The organism is Corynebacterium zhongnanshanii (assembly GCF_014490575.1).
Taxonomy (GTDB): domain Bacteria; phylum Actinomycetota; class Actinomycetes; order Mycobacteriales; family Mycobacteriaceae; genus Corynebacterium; species Corynebacterium zhongnanshanii.
In genome coordinates, this window is sequence record NZ_CP061033.1 from 1,461,089 (window position 1) to 1,487,169 (window position 26,081).

23 protein-coding genes are annotated in these 26,081 nt (G+C 63.4%); 13 read left to right on the plus strand and 10 right to left on the minus strand.

Annotated elements, in window-relative coordinates; genetic code table 11:
* Window positions 1-142: 142 nt before the first annotated feature.
* Window positions 143-400, minus strand: coding sequence for a MoaD/ThiS family protein (locus IAU67_RS06540; RefSeq protein ID WP_151842414.1), 258 nt, complete (start codon window positions 398-400; stop codon window positions 143-145).
* A gap of 139 nt (window positions 401-539) precedes the next feature.
* Between IAU67_RS06540 and IAU67_RS10085 the strand changes: the two genes are divergently transcribed.
* The 7 genes from IAU67_RS10085 (at window position 540) to IAU67_RS06575 (ending at window position 8,824) form a co-directional block, all read left to right on the plus strand.
* Window positions 540-1,511 carry a molybdenum cofactor biosynthesis protein MoaE gene (locus IAU67_RS10085; protein ID WP_151841894.1) on the plus strand — a complete coding sequence of 324 codons (972 nt, stop codon included), beginning with the start codon at window positions 540-542 and terminating at the stop codon, window positions 1,509-1,511.
* Window positions 1,508-2,674, plus strand: a complete 1,167-nt coding sequence (locus IAU67_RS06550; protein WP_151841895.1) for a ThiF family adenylyltransferase — start codon at window positions 1,508-1,510, stop codon at window positions 2,672-2,674. The genes IAU67_RS10085 and IAU67_RS06550 overlap by 4 nt, the downstream gene beginning before the upstream one ends.
* Window positions 2,671-3,798, plus strand: a complete 1,128-nt coding sequence (gene moaA, locus IAU67_RS06555) for a GTP 3',8-cyclase MoaA (RefSeq protein ID WP_151841896.1) — start codon at window positions 2,671-2,673, stop codon at window positions 3,796-3,798. Before IAU67_RS06550 ends, moaA begins: the two co-directional genes overlap by 4 nt.
* A 57-nt stretch (window positions 3,799-3,855) precedes the next feature.
* Window positions 3,856-5,259: a molybdopterin molybdotransferase MoeA gene (locus tag IAU67_RS06560; protein WP_187767875.1), complete on the plus strand. Its 1,404-nt coding sequence runs from the start codon at window positions 3,856-3,858 to the stop codon at window positions 5,257-5,259.
* 17 nt (window positions 5,260-5,276) lie between these two features.
* Window positions 5,277-5,747: a cyclic pyranopterin monophosphate synthase MoaC gene (moaC, locus tag IAU67_RS06565; RefSeq protein WP_151841898.1), complete on the plus strand. Its 471-nt coding sequence runs from the start codon at window positions 5,277-5,279 to the stop codon at window positions 5,745-5,747.
* Between the two features lie 88 nt (window positions 5,748-5,835).
* Entirely contained in the window at window positions 5,836-6,564 is a 729-nt protein-coding gene (modA, locus tag IAU67_RS06570; protein WP_225723466.1) for a molybdate ABC transporter substrate-binding protein, read from the plus strand.
* A 70-nt stretch (window positions 6,565-6,634) separates the two neighbouring features.
* The gene (locus IAU67_RS06575) at window positions 6,635-8,824 is read left to right on the plus strand and encodes an ATP-binding cassette domain-containing protein (protein ID WP_151841899.1); all 2,190 of its coding nucleotides are present in this window, start codon (window positions 6,635-6,637) and stop codon (window positions 8,822-8,824) included.
* Between the two features lie 92 nt (window positions 8,825-8,916).
* Here IAU67_RS06575 and IAU67_RS06580 read toward each other — a convergent pair whose 3' ends face one another.
* Genes IAU67_RS06580 through glyA form a run of 3 tightly spaced genes read right to left on the minus strand, consistent with a single transcriptional unit; the run spans window position 8,917 to window position 11,678 of the window.
* Complete coding sequence (locus IAU67_RS06580; RefSeq protein WP_151841900.1) at window positions 8,917-9,735, minus strand: enoyl-CoA hydratase/isomerase family protein; 819 nt, start codon at window positions 9,733-9,735, stop codon at window positions 8,917-8,919.
* 10 nt (window positions 9,736-9,745) lie between these two features.
* Window positions 9,746-10,375 carry an isochorismatase family protein gene (locus IAU67_RS06585; protein WP_151841901.1) on the minus strand — a complete coding sequence of 210 codons (630 nt, stop codon included), beginning with the start codon at window positions 10,373-10,375 and terminating at the stop codon, window positions 9,746-9,748.
* A 1-nt stretch (window position 10,376) separates the two neighbouring features.
* Window positions 10,377-11,678 (minus strand): serine hydroxymethyltransferase, encoded by a 1,302-nt coding sequence (glyA, locus tag IAU67_RS06590; protein WP_151841902.1) that lies wholly within the window; start codon window positions 11,676-11,678, stop codon window positions 10,377-10,379.
* A 109-nt stretch (window positions 11,679-11,787) separates the two neighbouring features.
* On the opposite strand from glyA, the gene coaA reads away from it, so the two are divergent.
* On the plus strand, window positions 11,788-12,777 hold the full coding sequence (gene coaA / locus IAU67_RS06595; RefSeq protein ID WP_151841903.1) for a type I pantothenate kinase: 990 nt from the start codon (window positions 11,788-11,790) through the stop codon (window positions 12,775-12,777).
* Window positions 12,778-12,787: 10 nt separating this feature from the next.
* Here coaA and IAU67_RS06600 read toward each other — a convergent pair whose 3' ends face one another.
* From IAU67_RS06600 to mca, 3 genes are read right to left on the minus strand one after another with little or no spacing between them, the layout of a single operon-like run.
* The gene (locus IAU67_RS06600; RefSeq protein WP_151842416.1) at window positions 12,788-13,585 is read right to left on the minus strand and encodes an isoprenyl transferase; all 798 of its coding nucleotides are present in this window, start codon (window positions 13,583-13,585) and stop codon (window positions 12,788-12,790) included.
* 32 nt (window positions 13,586-13,617) lie between these two features.
* Window positions 13,618-14,064, minus strand: a complete 447-nt coding sequence (locus IAU67_RS06605) for a hypothetical protein (protein WP_225723467.1) — start codon at window positions 14,062-14,064, stop codon at window positions 13,618-13,620.
* Window positions 14,061-14,939, minus strand: coding sequence for a mycothiol conjugate amidase Mca (gene mca / locus IAU67_RS06610; RefSeq protein WP_370451972.1), 879 nt, complete (start codon window positions 14,937-14,939; stop codon window positions 14,061-14,063). The genes IAU67_RS06605 and mca overlap by 4 nt, the downstream gene beginning before the upstream one ends.
* Window positions 14,940-15,177: 238 nt before the next feature.
* Between mca and IAU67_RS06615 the strand changes: the two genes are divergently transcribed.
* From IAU67_RS06615 to IAU67_RS09975, 3 genes are all read left to right on the plus strand, one after another.
* The gene (locus tag IAU67_RS06615) at window positions 15,178-15,657 is read left to right on the plus strand and encodes a DUF4307 domain-containing protein (protein WP_151841905.1); all 480 of its coding nucleotides are present in this window, start codon (window positions 15,178-15,180) and stop codon (window positions 15,655-15,657) included.
* A 76-nt stretch (window positions 15,658-15,733) separates the two neighbouring features.
* Window positions 15,734-16,255: a transcription elongation factor GreA gene (greA, locus tag IAU67_RS06620; protein ID WP_151841906.1), complete on the plus strand. Its 522-nt coding sequence runs from the start codon at window positions 15,734-15,736 to the stop codon at window positions 16,253-16,255.
* Between the two features lie 180 nt (window positions 16,256-16,435).
* Complete coding sequence (locus IAU67_RS09975) at window positions 16,436-19,282, plus strand: ATP-dependent RNA helicase (protein ID WP_225723468.1); 2,847 nt, start codon at window positions 16,436-16,438, stop codon at window positions 19,280-19,282.
* A 654-nt stretch (window positions 19,283-19,936) separates the two neighbouring features.
* On the opposite strand, the gene IAU67_RS06635 is transcribed toward IAU67_RS09975, so the two are convergent.
* Both IAU67_RS06635 and IAU67_RS06640 read right to left on the minus strand, forming a co-directional pair.
* On the minus strand, window positions 19,937-21,142 hold the full coding sequence (locus tag IAU67_RS06635) for a hypothetical protein (protein WP_151841907.1): 1,206 nt from the start codon (window positions 21,140-21,142) through the stop codon (window positions 19,937-19,939).
* 404 nt (window positions 21,143-21,546) lie between these two features.
* The gene (locus IAU67_RS06640) at window positions 21,547-22,434 is read right to left on the minus strand and encodes a Bax inhibitor-1/YccA family protein (RefSeq protein WP_151841908.1); all 888 of its coding nucleotides are present in this window, start codon (window positions 22,432-22,434) and stop codon (window positions 21,547-21,549) included.
* A gap of 244 nt (window positions 22,435-22,678) precedes the next feature.
* Here IAU67_RS06640 and IAU67_RS06645 point away from each other — a divergent pair, with 244 nt between their 5' ends.
* Together IAU67_RS06645 and IAU67_RS06650 are read left to right on the plus strand one after the other, a co-directional pair.
* Entirely contained in the window at window positions 22,679-24,277 is a 1,599-nt protein-coding gene (locus tag IAU67_RS06645; protein ID WP_151841909.1) for a succinic semialdehyde dehydrogenase, read from the plus strand.
* 99 nt (window positions 24,278-24,376) lie between these two features.
* Window positions 24,377-25,264 (plus strand): class I SAM-dependent methyltransferase, encoded by an 888-nt coding sequence (locus IAU67_RS06650; RefSeq protein WP_151841910.1) that lies wholly within the window; start codon window positions 24,377-24,379, stop codon window positions 25,262-25,264.
* Between the two features lie 70 nt (window positions 25,265-25,334).
* On the opposite strand, the gene IAU67_RS06655 is transcribed toward IAU67_RS06650, so the two are convergent.
* Window positions 25,335-26,081, minus strand: a complete 747-nt coding sequence (locus tag IAU67_RS06655; protein ID WP_151841911.1) for an SDR family oxidoreductase — start codon at window positions 26,079-26,081, stop codon at window positions 25,335-25,337.

Consider the following 26,081-nt stretch of genomic DNA (forward strand, 5'->3'; position numbering starts at 1 on the left):
CCTAGAGGCAGCAAGCCCAGCCGCTCATCCTCCTTCGGGGAGGATGGGCGGCTTTTGCCGTCTGCGCAAGCTTCCGCAAGCCATCGGCACTGCGAAAGGCTCCCCCCCCCCCCCACAAGACTCGCTGCCTTCGATACCCGCACTACCCGCCGGCGAAGGGGGGCATCACATCCACCCGGCTGGCGCCTTCCAAGGCCGCGTCCTGATCGCGGCGCATGCCGTCCACAAGGAAGCTGCACTGGGTGAGAACCTCTGCGAGAGCAAGGCCGGCGTCGGTCATCTCTGCGTGGCGACTCCCGAGCAGCGCAATCAGATCAGCGAGCGTGGCAGGGACGTCCTCGATGAGTTCCTGCGACGTACCCGCAGCGGCTTTGGCAGCAGCGAAGTAATGGACGGAGATGCTCATGGTGATTAAGCCTAGCGCCGCCACAACACTGTGGAGTGTAGGGGCGGTTCGGTAGGGTGGATGACGATTCGGCTGCGCGCACTACGGTGGCCAGCTATCGCATGATATCGCGCGCGCAACATGAGGAGTGAGCATGAGTGAACGTCAGCGAACCGGACTGGTCATCGTCGCGTCGACTCGCGCCGCCCACGGAGTGTACGACGATCGCTCCGGCCCCATCGCCGTGGAATTCCTGCGCGCTCACGGCTTCACCACCCCGGATGCCATCGTTGTCCCCGACGCCCACATAGCCCACGCCGTGGACAGCGCACTGGGTCACAACCCGCCATCTGTGCTGCTCACCTCGGGCGGCACAGGCGTCACCTCGGACGATCTGACTGTGGAGGCTGTCACGCCTCACATCACCAAACCGCTGCCTGGGCTGGTGCAGGATTTCTTTGCACGGGGCCTTGCGCACACGCCGCTGGCGATCACCTCTCGCGCGGTCGCGGGCATTGCTGGCAGCACCGTAGTGATGACGCTTCCGGGGTCCACCGGCGGGGTGAAAGACGGGATCGCCACGCTGGAGCCGGTGCTGCAGCATCTGGTGGATCTAGTGGGTCTGGAGGGCTCGCATGGTTCTGAGGCAGCCGGCACGGCCACAGGTGGCACGGGGCCGGCGGATGGCATGGCTCCGGGTGGCACGGTGCTGCACGCCTCGATCATGTCCACCCCGATCGAGGACGTGGTGGACGCCGCCGTGGCCCAGACCGCCACCGAGGCCGATGGGGCGGTCGTCACGTTCCACGGGGTTGTCCGGAATCACGACGCCGGCCACTCAGTCCTGTCCTTGGACTACACCTGCCACCCCACCGCGGACGCGGAGATCCAACGCGTCGCCGAGGAGGTGGCCAGCGCCTACCCGAACGTGCGCCTGTGGACAGCTCACCGCATTGGGCACTTAGCCATTGGCGACGTGGCTTTTGCTGTGGTTGCCGCCTCTGCTCATCGCGCGGAGGCCTTCGCCGCCTGCTCCCTGCTGACTGATCGGGTAAAGGCTGAGGTCCCGATCTGGAAGGAGCAGCAGCTCAGCGATGGTTCAGCCCAGTGGGTGGGGTTGGAATGAGTGAATACAACAACGCCGAACAGGCAACGCAGGCCGAGCGCTACGCCCGCCAGGTCGCGCTCACTGGTTTCGGGGCCGAGGCCCAGGAGGCACTCGCGGCCTCAACCGTGGCACTCATCGGCGCCGGCGGACTAGGCTCCCCCGCCATCCAATACCTCGCCGGGGCTGGGGTGGGGCGCCTCATCCTCATCGACGACGACGCGGTGGACGTATCCAACCTGCATCGCCAGACCATCCACCCCACGCGTGCCGTGGGGCGGGCCAAGGTGGACTCGGCGCGCGAGGCCGCGCTGGCGATCAACCCGACCATCCAGGTCACCACGCACTGCTGCCGGCTGACGCATTCCAACGCCGATGGGCTGCTCGAGGGCGCGGACGTTGTTCTCGACGGCAGTGATAACTTCCCCACACGGCACATCGCCTCCGCGGCATGCGCCCGGCGCGGCATTCCCCACGTGTGGGGCTCGGTGCTGGGATTCCAGGCGCAGCTCAGTGTGTTCTGGGCGGGTCACGGACCAATCTACGAGGACTTATATCCACATCCGCCGGCTCCGGGGAGCGTTCCGAACTGCGCCGAGGCCGGAACCCTGGGCCCAATCGTGGGAGTGGTGGGAAGCGCCATGGCACTGGAGGCCATCAAACTTCTCACGGGTGTGGGCGAACCGTTGATGGGGCGTATCGGAATTTTCGATTCCTTGGAGGCCAGCTGGGACTTCGTCCCCCTGCAGGCCGACCCGTCGGTTGCTGAGCGCATCATCGCGCACGGGCCGGTGGTTGATGAGATCCTCACCACCACCGAGGTGCCGCAGGCATGCTACACGGGTGACCTGCCGCTCATCGACGTGCGCGAGGCCCACGAGTTCCAGGCCGCCTTCATCCCTGGCGCCATCCACATTCCCTTAAGTGCCTTAGCGGAGAATCCTTCCGCGTTGGCGATCACCGGCCCGGCCGTGGTGTACTGCGCCGCGGGCGTGCGCAGCGCAACCGCCATCGATGTGTGGCAGAAGCTCGGGGCATCGGGGCTGGTCAGCTTGGCGGGAGGTATTCATGCGCACGCAGATCGAGGCGGTCCTCTCACGCGGAATGTGTCGCGGGCGGGAGAGTTGGGCGTCGTTGTTCATCAGGATTCACAGGCAGCCAACGGCGAGGGGGACACGGCATGAGCGTTGTGGCCCTCGGCACCCCCTCCCCGCCTGCCCCCAGCGCGGCCGAGCGGCGCGACGCCCTAGCCAGCCCAGTCCTGGACGATCGCTACGGGCGCGTAGCCCGGGACCTGCGCGTATCCCTCACCGACCGCTGCAACCTGCGCTGCACCTACTGCATGCCCGAGGAAGGGCTGGACTGGATGGCGCAAGACACGATGCTCAGCAACGACGAGGTGATTCGCCTCATCCGCATCGCGGTGGAGGAACTCGGCATCCGGCACGTGCGCTTCACCGGCGGTGAGCCGCTGCTGCGGCGCGGCCTGGAGGACATCATCGCGGCTACGCATCAGCTGACCACCGACCTGGGGCAGCCCGTGCGCACGGCGCTGACCACCAACGGGCTGGGGTTGGACAAACGCGCGTCGGCGCTGGCACGGGTGGGGCTGGATCGCGTGAATGTGTCCCTGGATACGATCGACCGGCAGCGCTACGCCACACTCACCCGGCGCGATCGCCTGGAAGATGTGCTGGCGGGTATCGAGGCGGCCGTTGCAGCGGGGCTGAATCCCGTGAAAATCAACGCTGTGGTGATGCCGAACACCAATGAAGAAGATATTGTGCCGCTGGCGAAATACTGCCTGGAACATGGCCTTGAACTGCGGTTTATTGAGCAGATGCCGCTGGGGCCACGTGAGCAGTGGCGTCGGGACAACATGGTCACCGCCGAGCAGATCCTGGAGCGGCTGGGCGAGCGCTTTCACCTGTCCCCGGTGGTGGAGCCGCGTGGGTCGGCGCCGGCGGAGCTGTGGACGGCGGTGGCGCGCGACGATGGGCGCGAGCAGGACACGGCGCGCGGGCAGGACAGCGCGCGGCTGCAGGGGACGATCGGCGTGATTGCGTCGGTCACGCATTCCTTTTGCGGCGCGTGCGATCGCACCCGCCTTACAGCCGATGGCGCGGTCCGGACATGCCTGTTCGCCCGGACGGAAACTTCGCTGCGGCAGGCGCTGCGGCAAGGCGCCAGCGACCGGGAGCTGGCGGACATGTGGCGCGTGGCAATGTGGGGCAAGCTGCCGGGCCATGGCATTGACCGTCCGGATTTCCTGCAGCCGCAGAGGCTGATGTCCGCTATCGGCGGGTAAATACAGATGCTGGAGAGGCTGAGCAGGCCAAATAAGTCAGAGCGGGAGGAGCAACCGATGAATCAGGCGCACGCAGATCAAGTGCACACGCACAACACGCACGCAGATGGGTGCTGCCCGCCAACGCACCCGCACGGCGCGCAGGGCTACCGCTCCATCGAGGAGCACTACGCTCAGACCATCGCCCTGGCCGAACAATGCAAGATTACGGACACGGCACTGGCCAGCGCCCCTGAGGCGGCAGGCCTGTACCTCGCCGAAGCCGTGCACGCGCGCCTGCCGATCCCGCCGTGGAGCAACTCCGCGATGGACGGTTTCCTGGTCCGTCGGGAGGATGTGCTGGGCAGCGAGCAGTCCCCGGTGGCTCTGCCCATCACTCTTCCCGTGGCTGGCGATGTCCCCGCCGGGCATGCTGCACGCGCCGTCCCGCCGGGCCACGCCGTGCGCATCATGACGGGTGCGCCGATCCGCGAGCAGGACCTGGATCACGTGCTGGTGATTCCCGTGGAGTTCACGAACATTCCCGCCGACCCGCATCCGCTGCCGACTGAGGTGACGATCCATCAGGTGGGTGGCGCCGCCATCCGTCCTCGAAGTGCGAATATCCAGGTCGGTGACCTGATTGCGCAGGCGGGGTCGCGAGTTGATGCGGGGTTGATCGCCGCGTTCATTTCGGCCGGTACGATTGATATTTCCGTCCGACGCCCAGCCTCCATCGCCATAGTCTCCAGCGGGGATGAGCTTCTCGACCCGGCGGCTATACGGGGTGGGCTTGCCGAGGGGATGATCCCTGACTCCAACGGTCCGATGCTTGCGGCATTGCTGCGTCAGGCGGGATACAGCCAGGTGACCGTGGCGTACACATCGGATGAGCCTGAGGAGTTTTCCCGCACGCTGGATGAGTTGAGCCAACGGCACGACATGATCATCACCACCGGTGGCGTATCTGCGGGAGCGTTCGATGTCACGCGTCAGGTGGGTGAGGAAAAGGACGTGTGGTTCGGCCCGGTGAACATGAAGCCGGGGAAGCCGCAGGGGTTGGGGCGGTGGAACAAGGCGATGCTGGTGTGTCTGCCAGGAAACCCGGTGGCGGTGTGGGTGAGCTTTCACATCTTCGTCCGGCCTGCCTTGGATGCGCTGCAGGGGTTGGGGGCACAGCCACGGCGGGTGATCCCGGCGGTGGCTGGTGCTCGTTTCCCCAGCTCGGGAGATCGTACGGGCGCTGTGCCGGTGCGGTTAGAGTTCGCGGAGTCGCAGGATCTTCAGCGCGGGTCTGAACGCGGGTCTGAGCGGGGAGTCGAGCAGCTGTTCCCCGTGGCCCTCCCCTACTCGGAGTCCCATTTGGGCAGCCATTTCGTTGGCTCGCTCGGCAATCTGGACGGGATCGTCATCGTGGAGGCCGACCCCAGCCCGTCTGTGCAGCCGGGTGATATCGTGTCGGTTATCGTGACCAGCGGCTAGGAAGGCTCACATTCACCATGGACTTCACTCATCTCGATCATCGCGGCTCCGCCTACATGGTGGATGTCACCGACAAGAAACCCACGGTCCGGACTGCCACGGCGGTCGGGCAGGTAGCGTGCTCCCCTGAGGTGCTGCAGGCTCTTCGCGACGGCACTGTCCCCAAAGGTGATGTCCTGGCGGTGGCACGCATCGCGGGCATCTCCGCGGCAAAGAAGGTGCCCGAGCTGCTGCCCCTGGCTCATACGATCGGGGTGCACGGCTGCTCGGTGGAGCTGGAAATCAAGGATGATCACGTCGCCATCTCCGCGACGGTGCGCACGGCCGATCGCACGGGCGTGGAGATGGAGGCACTCACGGCTGTGTCCGTTGCGGCGCTGAATGTAATCGACATGGTCAAGGGAGTGGATCGCAGCGCATACATTCGCACGTGTGGAATCACGGCGAAGTCCGGGGGACGTTCTGGAGATTGGTCCCGTGAGCTTTAAAAGAACGCCTGTCTCCGGAGGCCTCGCCGCGCGGCGTTCGATGGCACTGTGGGTGTCGCTAAGTCCAGCACTGTGCCTGGTATTATGCGTGGCACTATCCCTTGCACTGTCCACGTGCGCCCCATCCACCACGGGCTCGCAGCAGGCGGAGGACCCGGACACACTCACGGTGTTCGGTGCTGCCTCCACGCGGGTGGTGAACGAGGACCTGCAGAAGGAATGGGATCACCCCCTCACCATCGTCAATGGTGGTTCCTCCGGTCTGTTGCAGCAGCTGGCCGACGGCGCCCAGGCCGACGTGCTCATCACCGCGGATAAGACCACGATGGATGCGGCAGTTCAACAGGGCCTTGTACGCGATCCCGTCGCCGTTGCCACAAACACGATGGTGATGGTGGTGCCGAAGGGCAATCCTGCGGGCATTACCGATGTGGACGAGGCGCTGTCCTCTCACCGCCTGGTGCTCTGCGCCCCGCAAGTGCCGTGTGGCCGGACGTCGCAGGCAATTCAGGAGGACCTGGGGCTGCATCTCACGGCGGCGTCGCTGGAACAATCTGTGTCTGACGTGCTGGGCAAGGTGACGTCCGGGCAGGCTCACGCGGGGTGGGTCTATTCCACCGACGCCGCCGCGGCGTCCGACAGCGTCACCTCCATCCCCATCCCTCGTGCTGAACAGCACGCCAACACCCTCTATGCGGCAGTGACGACTCACAGCACAGCGACACGTGAGCAGCGCGCCGCCGAACTCGTCACATACCTATCCGGCAACTCAGCGCGCAGCCTGTGGTCCTCCCATGGGTTTCATCCAGCGGATTAACCAGCTGTATCAGCCCAGCAAGTTAACTGTCACTCAGGGTGTGTGAGGGCTAGCCGCTACACTTTCAGTCATGATTGCTCCCGCCCACCAACGCCCCGCCCCGGCGGCCACAGCGCTGGCGGCACTGGCCCTCCTGCTGATCGCGGTGCCGCTGCTGGCGCTGTCCCTCAGGGTGCCCTGGGGCGAGGTCGGCACGGTCCTGGCGCAACCAGACACCATCGATCTCCTCAAGGTGACGATCTTTTCCACCGTTCAAGCTACGGCCATCGCGGTGCCCCTCGGGGTGGCGGCCGCGTTGTGGCTCAATGCTCTGCGCGCGGGAACCATGAGCACCCTCATCCTGCGGCTGCTGATGTATCTGCCGCTGGCCCTGCCCCCGGTGGTGGGAGGCTTGGCGCTCAGCGCGGCCTTCGGGGCGACGGGCCTCGCCACTCCCGTCCTGAATGCGCTGGGCCAGGACTTCGCCTTCACGTTCCCGGCTGTGGTGCTCTCGCACGTGTTTATCGCGCTGCCCTTTGTGATCGTCACCATGGACGCCGCCATCGGGCGATTGCCGCGGACGGTGGAGGCTTCGGCGTCGGGGGTAGGTATGGGGCGCGGCGCTATCCTGTGGCGCATCACCCTGCCCGCCCTGGCGCCTGCGATCGGCAGTTCGGTGGGGCTGGCTGCGGCGCGATCGCTGGGTGAGTTCGGGACCACGCTGACGTTCGCCGGTTCCTATCCCGGCGTGACGAGGACGCTGCCGATTGGTGTGTACCTGACGCGCGAATTCAACCCCGATCACGCCTATGTGCTGGCGGTGCTGCTGATTCTGCTGGCTGTCGCGGCGATTCTTCTGGCCTTCGCGCCGCAGGGTGTGCGCGCCCTTGTGAGACGACGCCGCAGCTTACGCACACCCGTAACCCCCGGCGCTGTGGTGCTCCCGCCCATTAATAACGACGCCGTGGCGCGGGTTCTCACAGCCCGCCACATCCTTCCGGACGAGGGCGCGGGGCTGGGACCTGCGGTCCAGATTCACGCCACGGATAAGGGCGGCGCCGCGTGGACGGCGCGCTTTCCTGGCGGGCAGACCACCGCGATCATCGGGGACAACGGGGCCGGCAAGAGCACGCTGGCGCAGCTCGTGACCGGTGGCTGGACCGGAGCTCGCGTCTCCTTCGAAGGGGACGCAGCACGCGGACGGCGACCGGGTGTGGTCCTGTTAACGCAGGATCCGGGCCTGCCCTCCACCACCACAGCATTAAAGGCGGTGGCGATGGTCAGCGGCAACACGGACGAAGCTTGGAAACTGGTCAACGCCGCAGGCCTCAGCGACGTGGCCGACACCCCCGTGCCGCTGCTGTCCGGTGGGCAGGCAGCCCAGGTTGCCCTGCTGCGAGCGCTCGCGGCACGGCCGCGAGTGCTAATTCTTGATGAGCCTCTGGCGGCTGTGGATCACGCTAGCGCGGGTCGATGGAGGGCGATCTTCCAGCAGCTTCGGGGGCTTACTGTGTTACTGATCTCCCATGATCCGGCGGATATCGCCACACTTGCGGACTCGGTAGCCGTGATGGAGAAGGGCCGGGTGGTGGCCGTGGACAGCGTGGAGCAGGCGCTGGCGTGCCCTGCGACGGAGTTCGCGGCGTCGATGATGGGATTGAACCGTGTGGATGGGCGCGTGATCGGACACGTGGACGGCGGCGCGGATGGGTGCGTGGACGGACGCGTAATCAGTGACGGTGATGAGTTCGTGGCGGTCCGGGTTCCTGGCGGTGAGGCCGGTGGCTCTGTGAGGTTCGTGGGGGTTCCGAGCCGAGGCACTTCGGGCTCGGGTGAGACATACTCGGATGAGACCTGCTCGGGTGAGACATGCCTGACCGGGACCGTCATCTTCGAGGCCTCAGCGGTCTCCATCACGCGAGACCAGGGTTCTGTTTCCGACATCCCTGCTGCGCCGGGTTCAAGCGCCGTGAACTCCGCCCCCGTGAACTCCAACCCCGCAGACTCCACCCCGCCGGTGAATACTCTCCCCGGAGTGGTTCAGTACCTGGACACGGATGCGCGCACGGGCCACAGTGTGGTCTCGATTGCCCTGCTACCCGCTGGCGTCGAAGGGGCTGAAAGCACCGAAAAACCCCAGGGTACCGAAGGTGCACACATGCCACAGCAGCCCACTGTGATCCGAGCGTTGGTCTCCCTCCACACACTCACGGAGCTGTCCCTCACTCCAGGGGACGCAGTGACCGCACGGATTGCGGTCACTGCGGTGACGATCAGATAGTGCCGTTGTGACGCCCGGCGCCCCGGTGCCCTGGCGCCCCGGCAGCTGCTCAGTAGCACATCCGGCGCCTCATCCAGCAGCTGCGGCAAGCGCTACTTGCCCGCGAAGTTCGGCTTCCGCTTCTCCACGAACGCAGTCACCGCTTCCGCATGGTCCTCGGAGTGGAACAACCGCTCCTGCGCCTCAGCCTCCGCGGCAGCAGCCGCATTGATCTCGGACGCGCGCTTCACCAGCGCCTTCATCTCCTTGTACGACGCGGTCGGACCAGACGCCAGGCCCGCAGCGAAGGCTGCCACCGTATCATCCAATACCTCAGGGTCCACCACCTGCTGCACCAGCTGAAGGGACAACGCCTCCTCAGCACCGATCTTCTGATCCAACAGCAGGATCTGCAGCGCACGGGCGCGCCCGACAGTATCCACCAGGGACTGCGACAGACCCGAATCCGCTGCCAAGCCCACGCCGGTAAAAGCTCCCTTGAAGGATGCGGCGCTGCTCATGATGCGGAAGTCTGCGGCCATCGCAATGCCCCAGCCGGCACCGGCGGCAGGTCCCTGTACAGCGGCGATGGTGGGAACCGGGATGTCCAACAGAGCCTCGATCATCGGGTTGTACTCCTCTACAACCTTCTCAAGACCCGTCTTATTCTTCGTGTCCTGCAGCTGCTCCTTCAGGTCCTGTCCGGAACAGAAGGCCCGTCCAGCAGCGCGGAGAACCACAGCGCGAACGGAGCTTCCAGCCTCCGCGGCATCGGTAGCCGCGGTACGGAAGGCGCTGATCAAAGCCAGGCGCAGCTCCTTGTTCAGGGAGTTGAAGGCGTCTGGCCGGTTGATGGTGATGGTGCGCACGCCGTGCGCGTCCTCGATCTGCACGAGGGATGGGGTGGCGTTGTCTGAAGTCTGCTCTGTCATAGAACCCACGCTACTGGACGCGGGCACCGGCGTCCGAAAGTTCACGGAAAACACCCTCAGATGCGTCGGGGTTCACCGGTGAGCACAGCTCGCGCAGCACGGTGACCCCAAAGCCCTGCTCACAAGCATCCAGCGCGGTGGCACGCACGCAAAACTCCGTGGCGATTCCGCAGACCGTCACGTCGGTGATTCCAGCAGAGCGTAGCCACTCCCCCAACAACACGTCTTGGTCACTCGCCGCGTCCCCGTCACGAGCCGTATCTGCGCTCAGGTCACGGTGGGCTTCAAAACCGGAGTAGGCGGCCGTGTATTCCCCTTTGAGGAACCACTGCTCAATCAGACCAGTGTCCAGATTGGCATGAGGCTGCGCGCCGCGAGACCCCGCCACGCAGTGCACGGGCCAGGTCGTCACAAAGTCGGGCTCCTCGCCCTCGGGCGCGAAGTGCCCCTCCGGGTCAATATGCCAATCCTTGGTGCCCACCACCACGCCATAGGTGGTTGCACGCAGATGGTCAGTGATCAACGACGCCACCGCCGCGCCCCGCCCCGTTGCCAACGAACCATCCACGAAGTCATTCTGGACGTCAACGACAATGAGGGCTGTTGAGGAGCGCGCTGTGGCGTCGTTCATCTCGGTCATGCTAGGCCAGCTTCCACTCCTCGAGGCCTTCGTACAGCGGGAAGTCCTCAGCGATCTTGGAAACGCGGGCGCGCAGGGCCTCCACGTCAGCGTTGCCAGCCAGGGCGGTGCCGATCACGTCAGCAACCTCGGTGAAGGCGGCAGCATCCAAGCCACGGGATGCCAGTGCGGAGGCACCGATGCGCAGGCCGGAGGTCACCATGGGTGGGCGTGGGTCGAACGGCACGGCGTTGCGGTTAACGGTGATGCCCACCTCGTGCAGCAGATCCTCAGCCTGCTGGCCGTCCAGCTCGGAGTTACGCAGGTCTGCCAGGACCAGGTGCACGTCGGTACCACCGGTCAGCACCTGCACGCCGGCAGCCTTCGTGTCCTCACCGTTCAGGCGCTCAGCGATGATCTGGGCGCCCTCCAGGGTGCGGCGCTGACGGTCGCGGAACTCCTCAGTCTGAGCAACCTTCATCGCCACAGCCTTCGCTGCCACCACGTGCATCAGCGGGCCACCCTGCTGTCCCGGGAAGACAGCGGAGTTCAGCTTCTTGGCGTACTCCTGCTTGGACAGGATCAGACCGGAGCGAGGACCGCCCAGGGTCTTGTGCACGGTGGTGGACACCACGTCTGCATGTGGCACTGGGGATGGGTGCAGGTCCGCAGCCACGAGGCCTGCGAAGTGAGCCATGTCCACCCACAGCTTGGCGCCCACTTCATCCGCGATGGATTTGAAGGCCGCGAAGTCCTGGTGGCGAGGGTAGGCAGACCAACCTGCGATCATCACCTGTGGCTTTTCCTTCAACGCCTGCTCGCGCACCTTGTCCATGTCAATGCGGAAGGTCTCTGGGTCCACTTCGTAGGCAACAACGTCGTAGAGCTTTCCAGAGAAGTTCAGGTGCATGCCGTGGGTCAGGTGGCCACCGTGTGCCAGGGACAGGCCCATGATCTTATCGCCAGGGTTGGCCAGCGCCATCAGGACTGCAGCGTTAGCCTGCGCACCGGCGTGTGGCTGCACGTTCGCGAACTCCGCGCCGAAAACAGCCTTCGCACGGTCACGTGCCAGGTCCTCGATGATGTCTACGTGCTCGCAGCCACCGTAGTAGCGGCGGCCTGGGTAACCTTCTGCGTACTTGTTGGTCAGTACGGAGCCCTGTGCCTGCAGCACTGCGCGGGGGACGAAGTTCTCGGAGGCGATCATCTCCAGGGTGTTGCGCTGGCGGCTCAGCTCGCCGGCGATGGCGTTGTTTACCTCGGGGTCGAACTCGCTGAGTGGGATGTTGTGCTGCAGCTGATTGTTCTGTGGCGTTTCAGTCATCAGACAATGGGCCTTTCGAAGAAGGGAAATGGTTTTCCTGAAAAGTCTAACCTTTATCCTCTACATTGCAATTTTCCCATTGACCCCGTTTAGGTGCACAATTGATGCCATGACGTCCACTGGGTCCTCCCCGCATGCAGCGCAGCCTGCTTTTCCGCAGGAATCACACCACGGCTCCACCTCAGCCGCGCCGAGCCCGTACATCGAGTTCGACCGCACCCAGTGGCGCGGACTCCGCCAAGCGATGCCGCAGGTGCTGTCGGAATGTGAGCTGGAGCGCCTGCGCGGCATCGGTGATGAGATCGACCTGGAAGAAGTCTCCGAGGTCTACCTGCCCCTATCGCGCCTGATCAACCTGCGCGTGGAGGCCCACAAGCAGCTCAATCGCGTCACGGAGGAGTTCCTGGGCAAGACCATGCCGAAGATCCCGTACATCATTGGAGTGTGCGGTTCGGTGGCTGTGGGCAAGTCCACGGTGGCTCGTGTGTTGCAGGTGTTGCTGCAGCGCTGGGAGTCCTCCCCGCGGGTGGATTTGGTGACGACCGATGGTTTCCTCTTCCCCACCGAGGAGCTGGAGCGGCGCCGCTTGCTGCACCGCAAGGGTTTCCCGGAGTCCTACGACCAGGGCGCGCTCCTGCGCTTCGTCACGCAAGTGAAGTCCGGCCGCCGCAATGTGACCGCGCCGGTATATTCCCACGAGGCGTACGACCGTATCCCCGACGAATTCGTGACGGTCGATTGCCCCGATATTTTGATCGTGGAGGGGCTCAATGTGCTGGAGACGGGCCCAACGCTGATGGTCAGTGACCTGTTTGATTTTTCCATTTATGTCGACGCCAAGCGCGAGGACATCGAAGACTGGTACATCAACAGGTTCCTGAAGTTAAAGAACACTGCGTTCCAAGATCCCCAGGCGCACTTCCACCATTTCGCGGAGTTGAGTGATGAGGAGGCGAGCTTCGTCGCCCGCGAGATCTGGCAGACGGTGAACCTCCCCAACTTGATGGAGAACATCCTGCCCACGAGGGTGCGGGCGTCCTTGGTGCTGCGCAAGGGCCCGGATCATCTGGTGCAGAAGGTTCGGATGCGCAAGGTGTAGCGCCTGCCGCTTATTTTCCGAAGCGACGGTGCCGCTGCGAATAATCCCGCAGCGCCCGCAGAAAATCCACGCGCCGAAACGCTGGCCAGTACGTGTCCGTAAACCAAATCTCCGAATACGCAGACTGCCACAGCAAGAATCCGCTGAGGCGTTGCTCACCAGACGTACGAATCACCAGATCCGGATCCGGTTGACCGGACGTGTACATGTGATCCCCCAGAGCCTGCGCGGTAATCTTCTCCGACAGCTCCTCCGGCGCCACCCCATCGGCCACCAGCTCATCCACCAGTTTCTGCACCGCATCCACGATCTCCTGGCGGCCCCCGTAACCCACGGCCACATTCACCCGCACACCGGTATGCTCTGCAGCCTTTTCCTGACTACGCTGCAGGCGGCTGCGCAGCGTATCCGGCAACAAGTCCAGCTGGCCCACGGTACGAAGCCGGAAGCCTGCCGGGTCGCCGGCCAGCTCGTCGGCAACATCACCGATGATGTCGCACAGCAAGCTCAGCTCCTCCGGACTGCGCTGTAGGTTCTCCGTGCTCAGCAGGTACACAGTCACGGTCTCGATGCCCATCTCATCGCACCAGCTGCACATCTCCGCGATCTTCTTCGCACCCACACGGTGACCGTGAGAAACATCGGTGAAGCCATTTTCGCGCGCCCAGCGTCGATTTCCATCGCACATAATCGCCACATGCTGAGGGATCGACTTCCCCTTCAAAGCGCGCACCAGCTGCGCCTCATAGGCTGGATACAAAAGACTGGGAACCTTCACGCCGGGCACCTTCACTGCGGGTATCTTCATGCTGGACGAGGACATGGACACACCTTGAACAACTAGTCGCGGTCCTCTGCGGAACCAGACTTCGACTGGTTGCGCTCGGCGTCGATGGCATCAGGTCCCTTCAGCGTCCCGGACGACGGAAGGAAACGATCATCGGTCTGCGGCACCTCAGTACGGGCGTACATGACCTTGGAGCGGCCCACGGTCTCGTGGAAGCCCTCCTCCTCCATCTTCGCCTCCAGCGCCTCCTTGTCGAACAGGTCAATGCCCCACTTGTCCGCAAACGCCTTACGACGCTCCATACGGCGAATGCGCTTGTTCATGTTGAAGCCCAGCAACAAAATCACCAAGGTCAGCGCCACGATCACAAACAAACCCATCGGGCCGGCCTTGCCGAACTCCGGGCCCATCGGACCCCGATTGCTCTGATCCTGCGCAAAGACCATCAGATCCGTGGCATACAACTGCGCATTGCTCAGCGCGACAACTGCAGAGTTCACTGTGCTACTCCTTCTAGACCCTCAAAAAGGTCATGCTCGTAGGGTTCACTGTACTGTGGCAACTCACCAACGCGCGACCTCGCCAGCTCAAACTCCTCGGTAGGCCACACCTTCCGCTGAATATCCGCAGAGCAGAATAGGAACGCGCCCTCGGGATCGATCTGGGTTCCGTGGGCACGCAACGCGTCATCGCGTCGTTCAAACCAATCCCCCACCGGCACCTGCGTGGTGACCCTCTGCATAATGTCAGGCGCAGACTGCCACAGGCGCAGATGCTCCTGCACCGTCTCAGACAGCTCCACGCCTTGATTCTGCAGGTAATCCGTCAGCAGCTCAAAACGCGTCCGGACAAAACCGTGGGTGTAATACAGCTTGGACACCTCCCACGCCTCGCCCAGCTCAGGATGATAGGTGGGATCAGCGGCGGCGTTCCAGGCTTCCATGCTCACCGCATGCACCATCAAGTGATCTGGGTGAGGATAGCCGCCGTTTTCGTCGTAGGTAATAATCACATGAGGCCGGAACGTGCGGATCACCTTCACCACATCCTGCGTGATAACTTGCGGATCCTGCAACGCAAAGCAGCCCTCCGGCAGTGGTGGCAGCGGATCCCCCTCCGGCAAACCGGAATCAACATAGCCCAGCCACTCGTGCTCCACGCCCAACACGTCCACGGCATCGGCCATCTCACGCTGGCGCAGAATGCGCATCTGCATCAAAGGATCCAGGTCGGAAAACAGGCTCAAGCCTTCGAAATCGTCGTAGCCGCCCAGCTGGCCATCCGTGGAATAGTACGGGTTCAAAATGTCCCCACGCTCACCGCCCGTGCAGGTCAGAACCTTGACACGGTGGCCCTCGTCGACATAGCGCGCCATGGTGGCCGCCCCTTTGCTGGATTCATCATCCGGGTGGGCGTGAATCGCCAAGACACGATACTTCTGGCCGGCGGGCTGCTCGGAATGAGGAGAATGCACGATAACTGGAACCTTCAGAATCTCACAGGGGTCAGTGTTGCTTGTGTGTTGCTGTTATAGCGTTGCTCTTACTGTCCATCCAATTTACTTGGTCTGGGCTAGTGGATCGAAACCTGCGTGATATAAACTCGGACACATCATGAATGCATCAGGCACCGCAGGCACATCAGGCACTGCTCCTCAGGCAGGCTCCCCGTCCACTCCGAAAGCGCGCTACGGGAAGCGCTCCGGTGGAACCTTCACCGGCAAGATCCTGGCCGTGGTTTTTGCTGCGATGATGCTGGCGGCCGTGGTGTACATCGTGGCGATGCTTCGCAACCAGTCCACGGTGGATGTCACTGCAGTGGAGACGGGCGGCTCGGTGGTCTCCGATCACGAAATCAAGGCAAGCATCGACATCACGCGCGATGACCCGTCCAAACCCGCCTACTGCATTATTTACGCGTTGGATTACGAGAAGAACGACGTCGGCCGTCGCGAAATCGCCCTGCCCGCCGGAGGCGACAAGACTGTCCGCGTAGAAACCACCATGCCAACGCGCGAGCGCGCCCACGCCGCGAAGGTCTACGGCTGCTCCTCCGACCTGCCGCCATATTTGACTCCGGAGACACAGAACTAGCGGCAAGCCGGGGCGGCGCTGCACGAAGCAGAACTAGTCGCGACCCCGCGCGACCTTGCATGTTAGACTTTTGATCATGTCTGAGAACCAAACAACCTGGCTTACCCAGGAATCCTACGACCGCCTGCACAGTGAGCTGACCGCCCTGCGTGAGAACCGCCCGGTGCTGGCCGCCGAGATTAACGAACGCCGCGAAGAGGGCGACCTGAAGGAAAACGGTGGCTACCACGCCGCACGTGAGCAGCAGGGCCAGGAAGAGGCTCGCATCGCGTACCTGGAGGAGCTGCTGGACAACGCCACCATCGGTGAGGCTCCGATGGAGTCCGGCGTGGCCCTGGTCGGAACCGTAGTGCACGTGTACTACGACGGCGACGAGGACGACAAGGAGACCTTCCTGATCGGTACTCGCGGTTTGGAATCCTCCAACCCTGACCTGGAAACCTACTCCACCGACGCCCCTCTGGGCGCCGCGATCGTTGGCGCCAAGGAAGGCGAAACCCGCACCTACTCCACCCCGAGTGGCGAAGAGGTGCAGGTGACGCTGGTCAAGGCCGAGCCATACGACGCCGACCGCGATATTCCCCGCTCCCAGCAGTAATTCGCGCTCTCGTGGATCGACGGTACCTGCGCGCGCGTACGGTGGCGGCGCGCGCGTACGGTGGCGGCACACACGCATGCGGTGCGCCGCGCGCAATGCGTACAACGGTGCCTGCGAGTACTTGCGGTGCCTGTGCACAATGCGTACCAACGGTGCCTGCGCACGTAACGGGAGTTCGAGATGAGTAACGCAAGCACCCCGTCCGACAACCCGACCTCCACGCCGTTCACCAGCACGAACTCCGCGCCGTTCGATCTGGAGAGCATCGGCGCAGGACTCCCGGTCTTTCAATCCCTCGGAGAACTCTGGGACATCCTGGATAACAGCACCACTGCTGTTATCCAGGCACCGCCGGGCACAGGAAAGACCACCCTGATACCACCGGCGGTATCACACTGGCTCCACGCGAACCATATCGACGGCACCGTCATCGTGACCGCCCCGCGGCGCGTGGCGGTCCGCGCCGCCGCGCGCCGCCTCGGCCACCTCAGCGGCCCCTCAACCCTCGGCACGCACGTGGGCTATTCCATCAAAGGCGAACACACCCCCGGCGACCTGGTGGAATTCGTCACCCCGGGTGTGCTGCTGCGCCGCCTCCTCGCAGACCCATCCCTCGACGGCGTGGCGGCCGTCATCATCGACGAAGTGCACGAACGGCAGCTAGACACCGACCTGGTCCTGGCCATGTGCATCGAATTGGCTCAATTGCGCGAGGACTTCCGCCTCCTCGCGATGTCGGCCACACTGAACTCCCACGCTTTCGCGTCCCTCCTGGCCACTGGCACTACCCGTAGTACTAGTCCGATCCTCAGCACCCCCGCCGTCACACATCCGCTGGACATCACCTACCAACCGCACCCAGGCCGCGCAGAATGCACCCGCGAGTTCCTCCACTTCCTCGCCGACCAAGCCATCCAGGCCGTGGAGCAACACCACCGGCAACACTCAGCGCTGGTCTTCGTCCCAGGTCAGCGCGAAATCGAGATCGTCGCACGCCATATCGAAGAACGCTCCACGATTGAGGTGCGCCGCCTGCACGGAGGGTTGGCGTCGAAGGAACAGGACAACGCGTTACGCAACACCCGCAACGCACGCATCATCGTCAGCACCTCCATCGCGGAATCATCGCTAACCGTGCCCGGCGTGCGGATCGTGGTGGATTCGGGGCTGTCGCGCGTCCCGCGGCGCGACAACACGCGGCAGATGACCGGGCTGGTGACGCTCGGCTGCGCGCAATCCACCGCCGACCAACGCGCCGGTCGCGCAGGCCGCGAAGGGCCCGGCACCGTCATCCGCGCCTACAGCGCCGCCGACTACTCCAACGCCGCGCCGGACATCACCGCCGAAATCCTGACGTCCGACCTATCCGACGCCGCCCTCGTCATGCTCAGCTGGGGAGCCGGAGCAGACTTCCCCTTACCGGACGCACCCGCTGACGCGGCGATGACGGACGCCATCGCGACGCTCACGAGCCTCGGGGCTGTGGAGGGTGCCGAGGTCGCGGCTGGCCGAGTGAGTGCAGGTAGCGGAGTAGGCGGAGTGGGCAGAGGGTCCGCGGCAGATGGCCACGACGCGCCTGGCGGAAGTGGCGCGGGATTTTCGAAGCCTCCATCGAGCCCAGGCGGTGCAACTCCTGCGCTCGCGCGCGCAGGCGGTGCGATGGAAAAGCTGCATGAACTGCGCATCACTAACCTGGGGCGCGCCCTGGCGCTATTGCCGGTTGACCCTCGTCTGGGCAGGGCGTTGCTCATGTGCGGACCCGCTGCCGCGGATGTTGTCGCTTCTTTGGCGGACTCGCCGCGAGGTGACCTGGGGCAGCTTGCCGCTGGGGTCACGAAGCACGCGAACCGCAGGAAGGCCCATGCGCAGGAGGCTCGGAGGCTTCGAGCGATGCTGGCCTCCCTCAACGCCAACTCCCCCGCCGAGACACAATCTACCTCTCCATCCAACGAGCGTCCCGATGGTTCGCACGGCTCCCATGCCGCTAGTTCCCACACCGACGAGACCTCCGCCTCTCATGCTGGCGCGACGTACAGCCCCCAGTCGGGCGAGTTCTGGGGTGAACGTGAGCCCGGCGTCGTCACGGCTCTCGCGTATCCCCAACGGATCGCCCGGCGCGTCGGCACCACGGACGAGTACCTGCTCGCGCAGGGGACACGCGCAACCCTACCCGCTGACCTGGGGCTTTCGGGCGCGCCATGGCTCGCCATCGCCGACGTATCCCGAAGCCGTGCGCGCACCCACTCCGCGTCAGCCACCATCCGAGCCGCCGCGCGACTCAGCGAACGCGACGCCCTGCGCATCCTGCCGGTGCGCGAAACCCTCGAAGCCACGGTGGAAGGCGGGGCGCTACGCGGGCGAAAAATACGCACCGCCGGCGCCATTGAACTGTCCTCCACGCCCTGTGCACTACCTAAGGACGACGCCGTGGACGCGCTCGCGCAACACATCAGACAACACGGGCTCACAGACTTCCCGATGTTCGAACTGTCCGCGCAAGCCCGCCAGCTTCGGGATCGTGTGAACTTCCTGCACGCGCAATTGGGAGCGCCGTGGCCTGATTTGGGGAAAGACTTCTCCACCCTGGAACCCCTGGAGTGGCTGGGGCCAGAGCTTGAGGCTATCGCCGGCGGATCCCGGGCGGCCGTCGACATGCATGCGGCACTCCAACGCGTGCTGCCGTGGCCGGAGGCCCTTGAGCTGGATAGCTTGGCGCCCGCCAATGTGGAGGTGCCGTCCGGTTCGCACCCCGCGGTGGACTATTCGACGGGGCGACCTGTGCTGAAAGTGAAGCTTCAGGAATGCTTTGGGCTGGTGGAATCGCCAGAATATGCAGGTATGAAGGTACAGTTTCACTTACTCTCCCCAGCTGGACGCCCACTAGCAGTGACCGATGATTTAGCAAGCTTCTGGTCCGGGGCATACCGCGGCGTGCGCGCAGATATGCGCGGGCGCTACCCGAAGCATCCTTGGCCGGAAGATCCGTGGAACGCAGTGGCGACGTCGAAGACGAAGAAGCGGCTTTGATGGGCTGGGGTGCGATGAGATGCGGTGTGCTGGGCTGAGCTGAGCTTTCTTCCCAGTAGCACACCGCAGCTCACTACACTGCACTACTTGCCCAGCACTGCGGTGACCCACACCGCGCTGCACTACTTGTCCAGCTTCCCTCACCCAACACTGCGCTGCCCCACATCACGCCGCTTCTCTTCTTGCCCCAGCACCGCTCGGAATAGCATCACGCTGCGCTTTTTACCCGGCACTGCTCCACACAGCACCGCACTCCACTTCTTGCCTAGCACCGCGCCGAACAACATCACGCTGCCCCACTTCCACGGTTCACCCCCGCTCCGAATAGGACACCGCGGTTGGTGGGGCAGGAAATGCGCCAAAACTGCAGTGATTTTGGCGAAATCACTGCAGTTTCACCGCATCTGCTGCCTCAGCAGTTGCGCTCACATTGCACCACCCTTTTCGCAATCCCGTGACCTTTGGTTTTGCAAAGTCACTGGCTCTAGCCTCACAAAACTCACGCCACATCGAAGCGTGCTGCTCAAGGGCCCAGCAAGCTTCCGTGCTAGAGCTCAGCAAGCTAGAGTCCACCAAGCTCTCACAGTATCGAAGTCTCTGCGCCAGAGCTCCCGTGCTAGAGCTCAGCAAGCTCCCGCACTAAAACTCAGCAAGCTAGAGCAACCCAAGCTTTCGCACGATCACAGCCTTCAGCTCATCTTCACGCAGCAAACCGACTGTCACACGCTGCACCTTTACGCCGAACTCATCGCACACCACTCCAACAGCTGTATCAAAATCACGCTGAGATCTATCGAGGTGATGCACCCCGTCGTATTGAAGTCCAACATGCCGAGAACGTGCCCACATCTGGGCATTTCCCACTAGCTCGACGCTCTTCGAAGTCTGCAGATGCGCCCACAGGCGGCTTCCTACTTCCACAACCAGCAGGTCAAGGGCCGTGATCCGCCTCCCATGCTTCAGAAGCTCCACCTGAGGAATCACTTCAAATCTAGGCACACCGCTCTTGCCAGCAGCGCTCTTGCCACCACCAGCATCACCCTTGCCACCAGCACCCGCACTCACGCTCACCCCATTCCGCGCCATGGCGTTCATGATGCTCTGCACCATCAGCCTCATGATGGTTTCTTGCGGCGAGTCCGCCTCCGCACTCGAAACCTCCCACACCTGAGCAAACAGCTTCCCATTCACCAAACCTTTCGCTTCGGCGCAGGCCATATCTTTGCGCATCTGCGGCACCAAAAACCGACGCACCGCGTCCATGACCTGCACACTCCTCACGAAGTCCTGGCTGAGCTCAGCCGTGTACGGCACTCTCCATGGTTCGACGTGCACGCGGCCGTGGCTCAAGGCGTCTATCACTCCAGCGCACGCCGCCATGGGTCGCAGGACGTACATGCCGGGCAGCTGCGCGTCCGGCGCATGGGTGGGCAGTGGCGCGGCATCGGCGCTTCTGCGCCTCAGCACTAGTCGGTTGTCCGCAGGAATCGCGTGCCCAGAGTCTGCCTTCTTGCCGAAGGGTACGCGCCTCACAATCTCACCGCTCGCGCCATTCCCACCCACACCTCTCTCGCGCACTTTCACAAGCGCTCTGACCGCATTGTCGCTGTGTGTCACGAAACTGGTCGGCTGCTCATCCACCCAAAGCGTCAGCCCGCTGCATGCTAGCGCCGAGAAATGCGTCGCGACGGAGCTCGGATTACTGAGGTGGTACGCGCGCGTGCGCGTGACCTGCGTAAGCCCGTGGGCCGCTTCATTCGCAGGCACCAGCACTCCGTGGCTGATGGCCGTGTACTTTTTCTGTGCTTCCCATCGGGACACGCTGGTCGCGGCGATGGGCATGAGGTGATCCCTTCCCATGTGCCTTACTCTGCCAGCGCGCAGCGCCGCGCCGCAATGGGCTCCGCGAAACCTGTGGATAACTCGCGGGCGTGGCAGGGTCCGTGTGACGTTGTGGATAACTCCGCGTGCCCCTTTTTATATTCGACGCCCAGCTTCCCTCCCCCAAACCTCCCCCAGAAGAGATGGCGTGCTGAGCACAGGTCGCTGACGCGCTGGGCAAAAGTGATCAGCAACAGTGATGGCGCGAAAAACCCGTTGGTGGGGTTCCACCAACGGGTTTAGTGCGCACGCGTTAGTGCGCGAGCTGGGCTGCGTAAGCTAGCCTGCGCGGGCGTTGCTGCAGGAGCGAGAATGCGCGTGCGTTGCTGCACAGCACGTTATGGTGCGCAGCTTGCAGCGAGCGCAGCGCGCTGCGCTCCCTGCTAGTTCCTGTTCAGCATCGACAGGAAGCGCAGGATCTCGGTGTACAACCACACCAGCGTGACAGCCAGCCCCAAGGCAACGCCCCAGGCCATCTTGGATGGAGCGCCAGCGCGTACCAGCTTGTCAGCCTGGTCGAAGTCCAGCAGGAAGCTCATCGCTGCCAAGCCGATGCACACCAGGGAGAACAGGATAGCCAGCGGGCCTCCGTCACGCAGTGGGCCGGCGGAGCCGGTGAACAGTCCGAACACCAGGTTTCCAAGGGCGAGAACCAGAACACCAATCAGCGCGCCCACCATGAAGCGCGTGAACTTCGGGGTCACCCGGATTGCCCCGGTTTTGTACACAAAGAGCATTCCCACGAACACTCCCAAGGTTCCGAGGACAGCCTGGGCGATGAGGGCCCCGGCGTCGGCACCTCCTACGTTCATGCCCGTGACCATAAAGCTGAAGCCGCCGACGAACAATCCCTCGAACGCCGCGTATGCCAAGGTGACAGGTGCCGAGCCGTACTTCTTACCGAAGCTGGAGATCAGCACGGCGACCAGGCCACCGATCATGCCCACGAAGGTCAGGATCATGCCGAGGCCTGGGTTGGAGAGGTTAATGAAGTAGTTCACCGCAGCCAGCGCGACGATCACGGCCACCACAATGCCCGTCTTAGCAACAACATCGTCCACGGTCATGGGGCGGTCGGCGCTTCCGGCGGAGCCGTAGTTAGCGGCGTCCTGTGCTCCGTACTGGTGAGCGGCGGTGGCGACACCCCCACGCGCCGACGTTGCGTAAGGGTTGGTTCCCTGCTGTCCGGCCTGTCCGTTAGATTGTGTGAATGGATTACGCTGGCCGTTATCGTTGGCCAGCGAACTCATGAAGGGGTTTGAGCTTTTCATATAGTCACTTCCGTTGTTGTGCTGGTCATTCAAAGACGCTTCCGGGTGTGAAGCCTCAGAAGCTCGGGTGTATGTCACCGCTCGATATGTACAACGTACGACTTATAGGTTTTGTTCCCTGGTTGCATTGGGGGTAGCTAAAACCATTTCGCACCTTGCCATCACCCAGCCACATCTCAAAGAATTTCCCTCTTGCAACCAAAAGCGCCACAGCAGCACGCATGTTTCGGTACGCTCCCTAACTATGAACCTGAAGCGACTCCCCCTTGGCCCCTTGCCGTCTGATGTTGAAGAAGAACTGCGTGACCTGTCCGCGAACGCCCGCGTGTCCACCAGCACGCCGAAGCTGGACCCCAATGGCTCGATCCTGACCGTCGAGATCCCCTTCACCGGCGAGACGCTGGGCTGGGTGGCCTCCGGTACCGAAGATGATGTGACTGAGGCGTTCCGCATCGCGCGTCGCGCGCAGCGTTCCTGGCGCCACGTTCCGTTCTCTGAGCGTAAGAAGATTTTCAGCCGTTTCCACGATTCTGTGTTGAAGCAGCGCGAGCTGCTGGCTGATCTGGTCCAGCTGGAGACGGGTAAAAACCGCGCCACGGCGATGGATGAAGTTCTGGATATTGCGAATAATGCCCGTTATTACGCGAATAATGCGGAGAAGTTTATGCGCGAGCGCTCCCGGTCGACGGCTCTTCCTGTGCTCATTAAGTCCCGTGAGCAGCGCGAACCTTTGGGTGTGGTGGGTCAGATTTCCCCGTGGAATTACCCGTTGTCTCTGTCGATTGGCGATGCCATTCCCGCCCTGTTGGCTGGAAATGCGGTGGTCGCGAAACCTGATTCCAATACTCCATTCACTGCCCTGCTCGCCTTTAAATTATTATTCGACGCCGGCCTCCCTCGCGACCTAGCCCAACTTGTCACGGGAAGTGGCCGTGTGGTCGGTACCGCCATCGCGGAACAGTGTGACTACCTGATGTTCACCGGCTCCACCAAGACCGGCAAGATTCTGGGCGAGACTGTGGGACGGCGCCTGGTGGGCTACTCGGCGGAGTTGGGCGGCAAGAACCCTCTCATCGTCGCGAATGATGCTGACATGGATTACGCCGTGCGCAATATCGTGATTGGTTGTTTCTCCAACTCGGGTCAGCTGTGCGTTTCCATCGAGCGTATTTATGTGGAGCGCGGATCCTATGACGAATTCGTGGCGAAGTTCTCAGACGCTGTGAAGGCAATGAGCATTGGTCCCGGTTTCAATCCGGAGGTTCAGATGGGAAGCTTGGCGTCGAAGGATCAATTGGATACGGTGACGGAGTACGTGGAGGATGCGCGGGCGAAGGGCGCGACTATCATCGCGGGTGGTCGCGCGCGGCCGGATTTGGGCCCGTACTTCTACGAGCCGACCGTGATGGTTGATGTGCCGGAGGATGCGCGGCTGCGCACGGAGGAAGTGTTTGGGCCGGTGGTGTACATCGAGCCTGTGTCCGATCTTCAGGATGCGGTCGAGAAGGCGAATGACACTGCATATGGTCTCAACGCGTCGGTGTTTGCGCAGTCGGAGACCGCGTGGCGGATCGGATCGCAGATCCAGGCCGGCTCGGTGTCCCTGAACGACGGGTACATGGCGGCGTGGGCGTCCATCGACAACCCGATGGGCGGCATGAAGGAATCCGGCATGTCCCACCGCCACGGCGAGGAAGGCCTGATCAAGTACACGGCCAGCCGCAATGTCTCTGAGCAGCGCTTCATGAGCATCCGCGGCCCGGAGGCTCTGAGCCGGAAGGCGTACAGCACCATCATGGCCCAGGCGATGCTTGTGGGTAAGAAGCTGCGGGTTCTGCCGTAGTTGCTGTGATGCGGTGGCTAGGGCCTGAGCATAGCGGCTAGGGCCTCAGCGCAGCGGGTCTGTAGACTCTTCGCAGTGGGGCTGTAGACTTGCGCCATTATGACTGTTGATGGCCAGATCGCCCGTGCCCATTGGGATTCCGACGCCCAGCGCTATGTCGCCGAACATTCCGACTATCTCTCGGAGTTTTATTGGTGCCCGGAGCGCCTTCACGAGCGTGAGGCGCAGCTGCTCGGAGATGTCTCTGGCCAGACGGTTGTGGAGATCGGAGCCGGAACGGCTGCGTGCTCCCGCTGGTTAGCGGAGCGCTTCCCCACGGCGCGGGTGCTCGCTACAGACATTAGCGCTGGCATGCTGTGGCAAGGGATGGACCGAGCTGCCGTGGCAGGCACTGGAGCAGCTCCAGCCGCAAAGGCCGGCGGCGGAACGGCTTCCGGCAACTCTCGGCTGCACCGCGCACAGCCCACTGTGCTGCACCGCGCGCAAGCCGATGTGCTGGCCTTGCCGGTCGCCACCGGCAAGGCTGATGTGGCGTTTTCCTCCTTTGGCGCCTTCGCGTTCGTGAGGGATCTTGCCGCTGCTCTTCGGGAAAGCGCTCGGATCCTGCGCCCCGGAGGTCGACTGGTCATTGCAGCGAACAACCCGTTCGCGTGGGTATTCCTCGACGACCCAGGCCCGGAAGGCCTGATGGCCTGCGTTCCCTATTGGCAGCGGGAGTACCGGGAGCAGGAGGCGCCAGGCGAGTCAGGCCACGCCGCGCAGCACGAGCAGAGCGCGCAGGAGCCGGACTCCGCGCAGACCACGACCTACGTGGAATACCATCACACCTTCGGTGACTGGGTGCGCGGTTTTGCGTCGGCGGGCCTGGCGCTTCACGACGTCGTGGAACCGGAATGGACCGACGGCGCCGAGGTGTGGGGCCAATGGTCACCACTACGCGGGGCGATCTTCCCCGGAACGCAGATCTTTGTCACCACCAAGCAGTAGCGGCTGCGCCGTGGCGGCCTCGCGTGCCCTACCCCACCGTTGCGACGGCGCAGTCGCAACTACGACGCCACTACTTCCCGTTGATCGGGCGTATCGTCAGATTCTCCACCATCGCGTCCTGCGGCGTATCCAACGCGAAGCGCACCGCCTGCGCAATGGAAGCCGGGTCCACGAACTCGGACCGCTCATACGCATTGCCGCGCAGATCCTGAATCTCACGCTGCATATCGGAATGGGTCTTTCCTGGGTGAATGGAGATGACGCGGAGCTTTCCGCGGTACTCCTCACGCAACGCATCCGTGTAGGCACGCAACGCAAACTTCGTGCTGGCATACGGCCCATACCCCACCGAGGAGTGGAAGCCCGCGCCAGAATTGATGCTCACAACCGCGGGCAACGTGCCACTACCCGTAGTTGCAGTCGGCGTTGCAGCGGGTGTTGCAGTCAACGCCGGCACCATAAGCCGAGTCAGTTCCGCCACGGCAAAGAAGTTCACATTAAACGCATGCTGCCACTGCGCATGCGTGGTCTCCGTCACGGGAAGGTGAGACACCACGCCGGCGCAGTGAACCAGCACGTCAAGACGGTCCAACTCGAGTTTTTCCACAGCGTGCTGGAGGGATTCAATGTCATCCAGGTCCGCCACGAATGCCTCCGCGCTAGGGAACTCCTTGGCTACCTCAACGGCTGTGTCGTTGGAGCCGCCGATGATGAGGTGGTGGTCGCCGGCAAGAGTCTTGGCTATCTCATATCCGATACCACGCGTCGCTCCGGTAATGAACGCGATTGGGCGACCTTGTTCACGTGCTGTAGCCAT

Coding starts and splice junctions, on each gene's coding strand:
- IAU67_RS10085 (WP_151841894.1), top strand. CDS start 540: ATGAGTGAACGTCAGCGAACCGGACTGGTCATCGTCGCGTCGACTCGC.
- IAU67_RS06550 (WP_151841895.1), top strand. CDS start 1,508: ATGAGTGAATACAACAACGCCGAACAGGCAACGCAGGCCGAGCGCTAC.
- moaA (WP_151841896.1), top strand. CDS start 2,671: ATGAGCGTTGTGGCCCTCGGCACCCCCTCCCCGCCTGCCCCCAGCGCG.
- IAU67_RS06560 (WP_187767875.1), top strand. CDS start 3,856: ATGAATCAGGCGCACGCAGATCAAGTGCACACGCACAACACGCACGCA.
- moaC (WP_151841898.1), top strand. CDS start 5,277: ATGGACTTCACTCATCTCGATCATCGCGGCTCCGCCTACATGGTGGAT.
- IAU67_RS06575 (WP_151841899.1), top strand. CDS start 6,635: ATGATTGCTCCCGCCCACCAACGCCCCGCCCCGGCGGCCACAGCGCTG.
- IAU67_RS06580 (WP_151841900.1), bottom strand. CDS start 9,735: ATGACAGAGCAGACTTCAGACAACGCCACCCCATCCCTCGTGCAGATC.
- IAU67_RS06585 (WP_151841901.1), bottom strand. CDS start 10,375: ATGACCGAGATGAACGACGCCACAGCGCGCTCCTCAACAGCCCTCATT.
- glyA (WP_151841902.1), bottom strand. CDS start 11,678: ATGACTGAAACGCCACAGAACAATCAGCTGCAGCACAACATCCCACTC.
- coaA (WP_151841903.1), top strand. CDS start 11,788: ATGACGTCCACTGGGTCCTCCCCGCATGCAGCGCAGCCTGCTTTTCCG.
- IAU67_RS06600 (WP_151842416.1), bottom strand. CDS start 13,585: ATGAAGATACCCGCAGTGAAGGTGCCCGGCGTGAAGGTTCCCAGTCTT.
- mca (WP_370451972.1), bottom strand. CDS start 14,939: ATGGCGCGCTATGTCGACGAGGGCCACCGTGTCAAGGTTCTGACCTGC.
- IAU67_RS06615 (WP_151841905.1), top strand. CDS start 15,178: ATGAATGCATCAGGCACCGCAGGCACATCAGGCACTGCTCCTCAGGCA.
- greA (WP_151841906.1), top strand. CDS start 15,734: ATGTCTGAGAACCAAACAACCTGGCTTACCCAGGAATCCTACGACCGC.
- IAU67_RS09975 (WP_225723468.1), top strand. CDS start 16,436: ATGAGTAACGCAAGCACCCCGTCCGACAACCCGACCTCCACGCCGTTC.
- IAU67_RS06635 (WP_151841907.1), bottom strand. CDS start 21,142: ATGGGAAGGGATCACCTCATGCCCATCGCCGCGACCAGCGTGTCCCGA.
- IAU67_RS06640 (WP_151841908.1), bottom strand. CDS start 22,434: ATGAAAAGCTCAAACCCCTTCATGAGTTCGCTGGCCAACGATAACGGC.
- IAU67_RS06645 (WP_151841909.1), top strand. CDS start 22,679: ATGAACCTGAAGCGACTCCCCCTTGGCCCCTTGCCGTCTGATGTTGAA.
- IAU67_RS06650 (WP_151841910.1), top strand. CDS start 24,377: ATGACTGTTGATGGCCAGATCGCCCGTGCCCATTGGGATTCCGACGCC.
- IAU67_RS06655 (WP_151841911.1), bottom strand. CDS start 26,081: ATGGCTACAGCACGTGAACAAGGTCGCCCAATCGCGTTCATTACCGGA.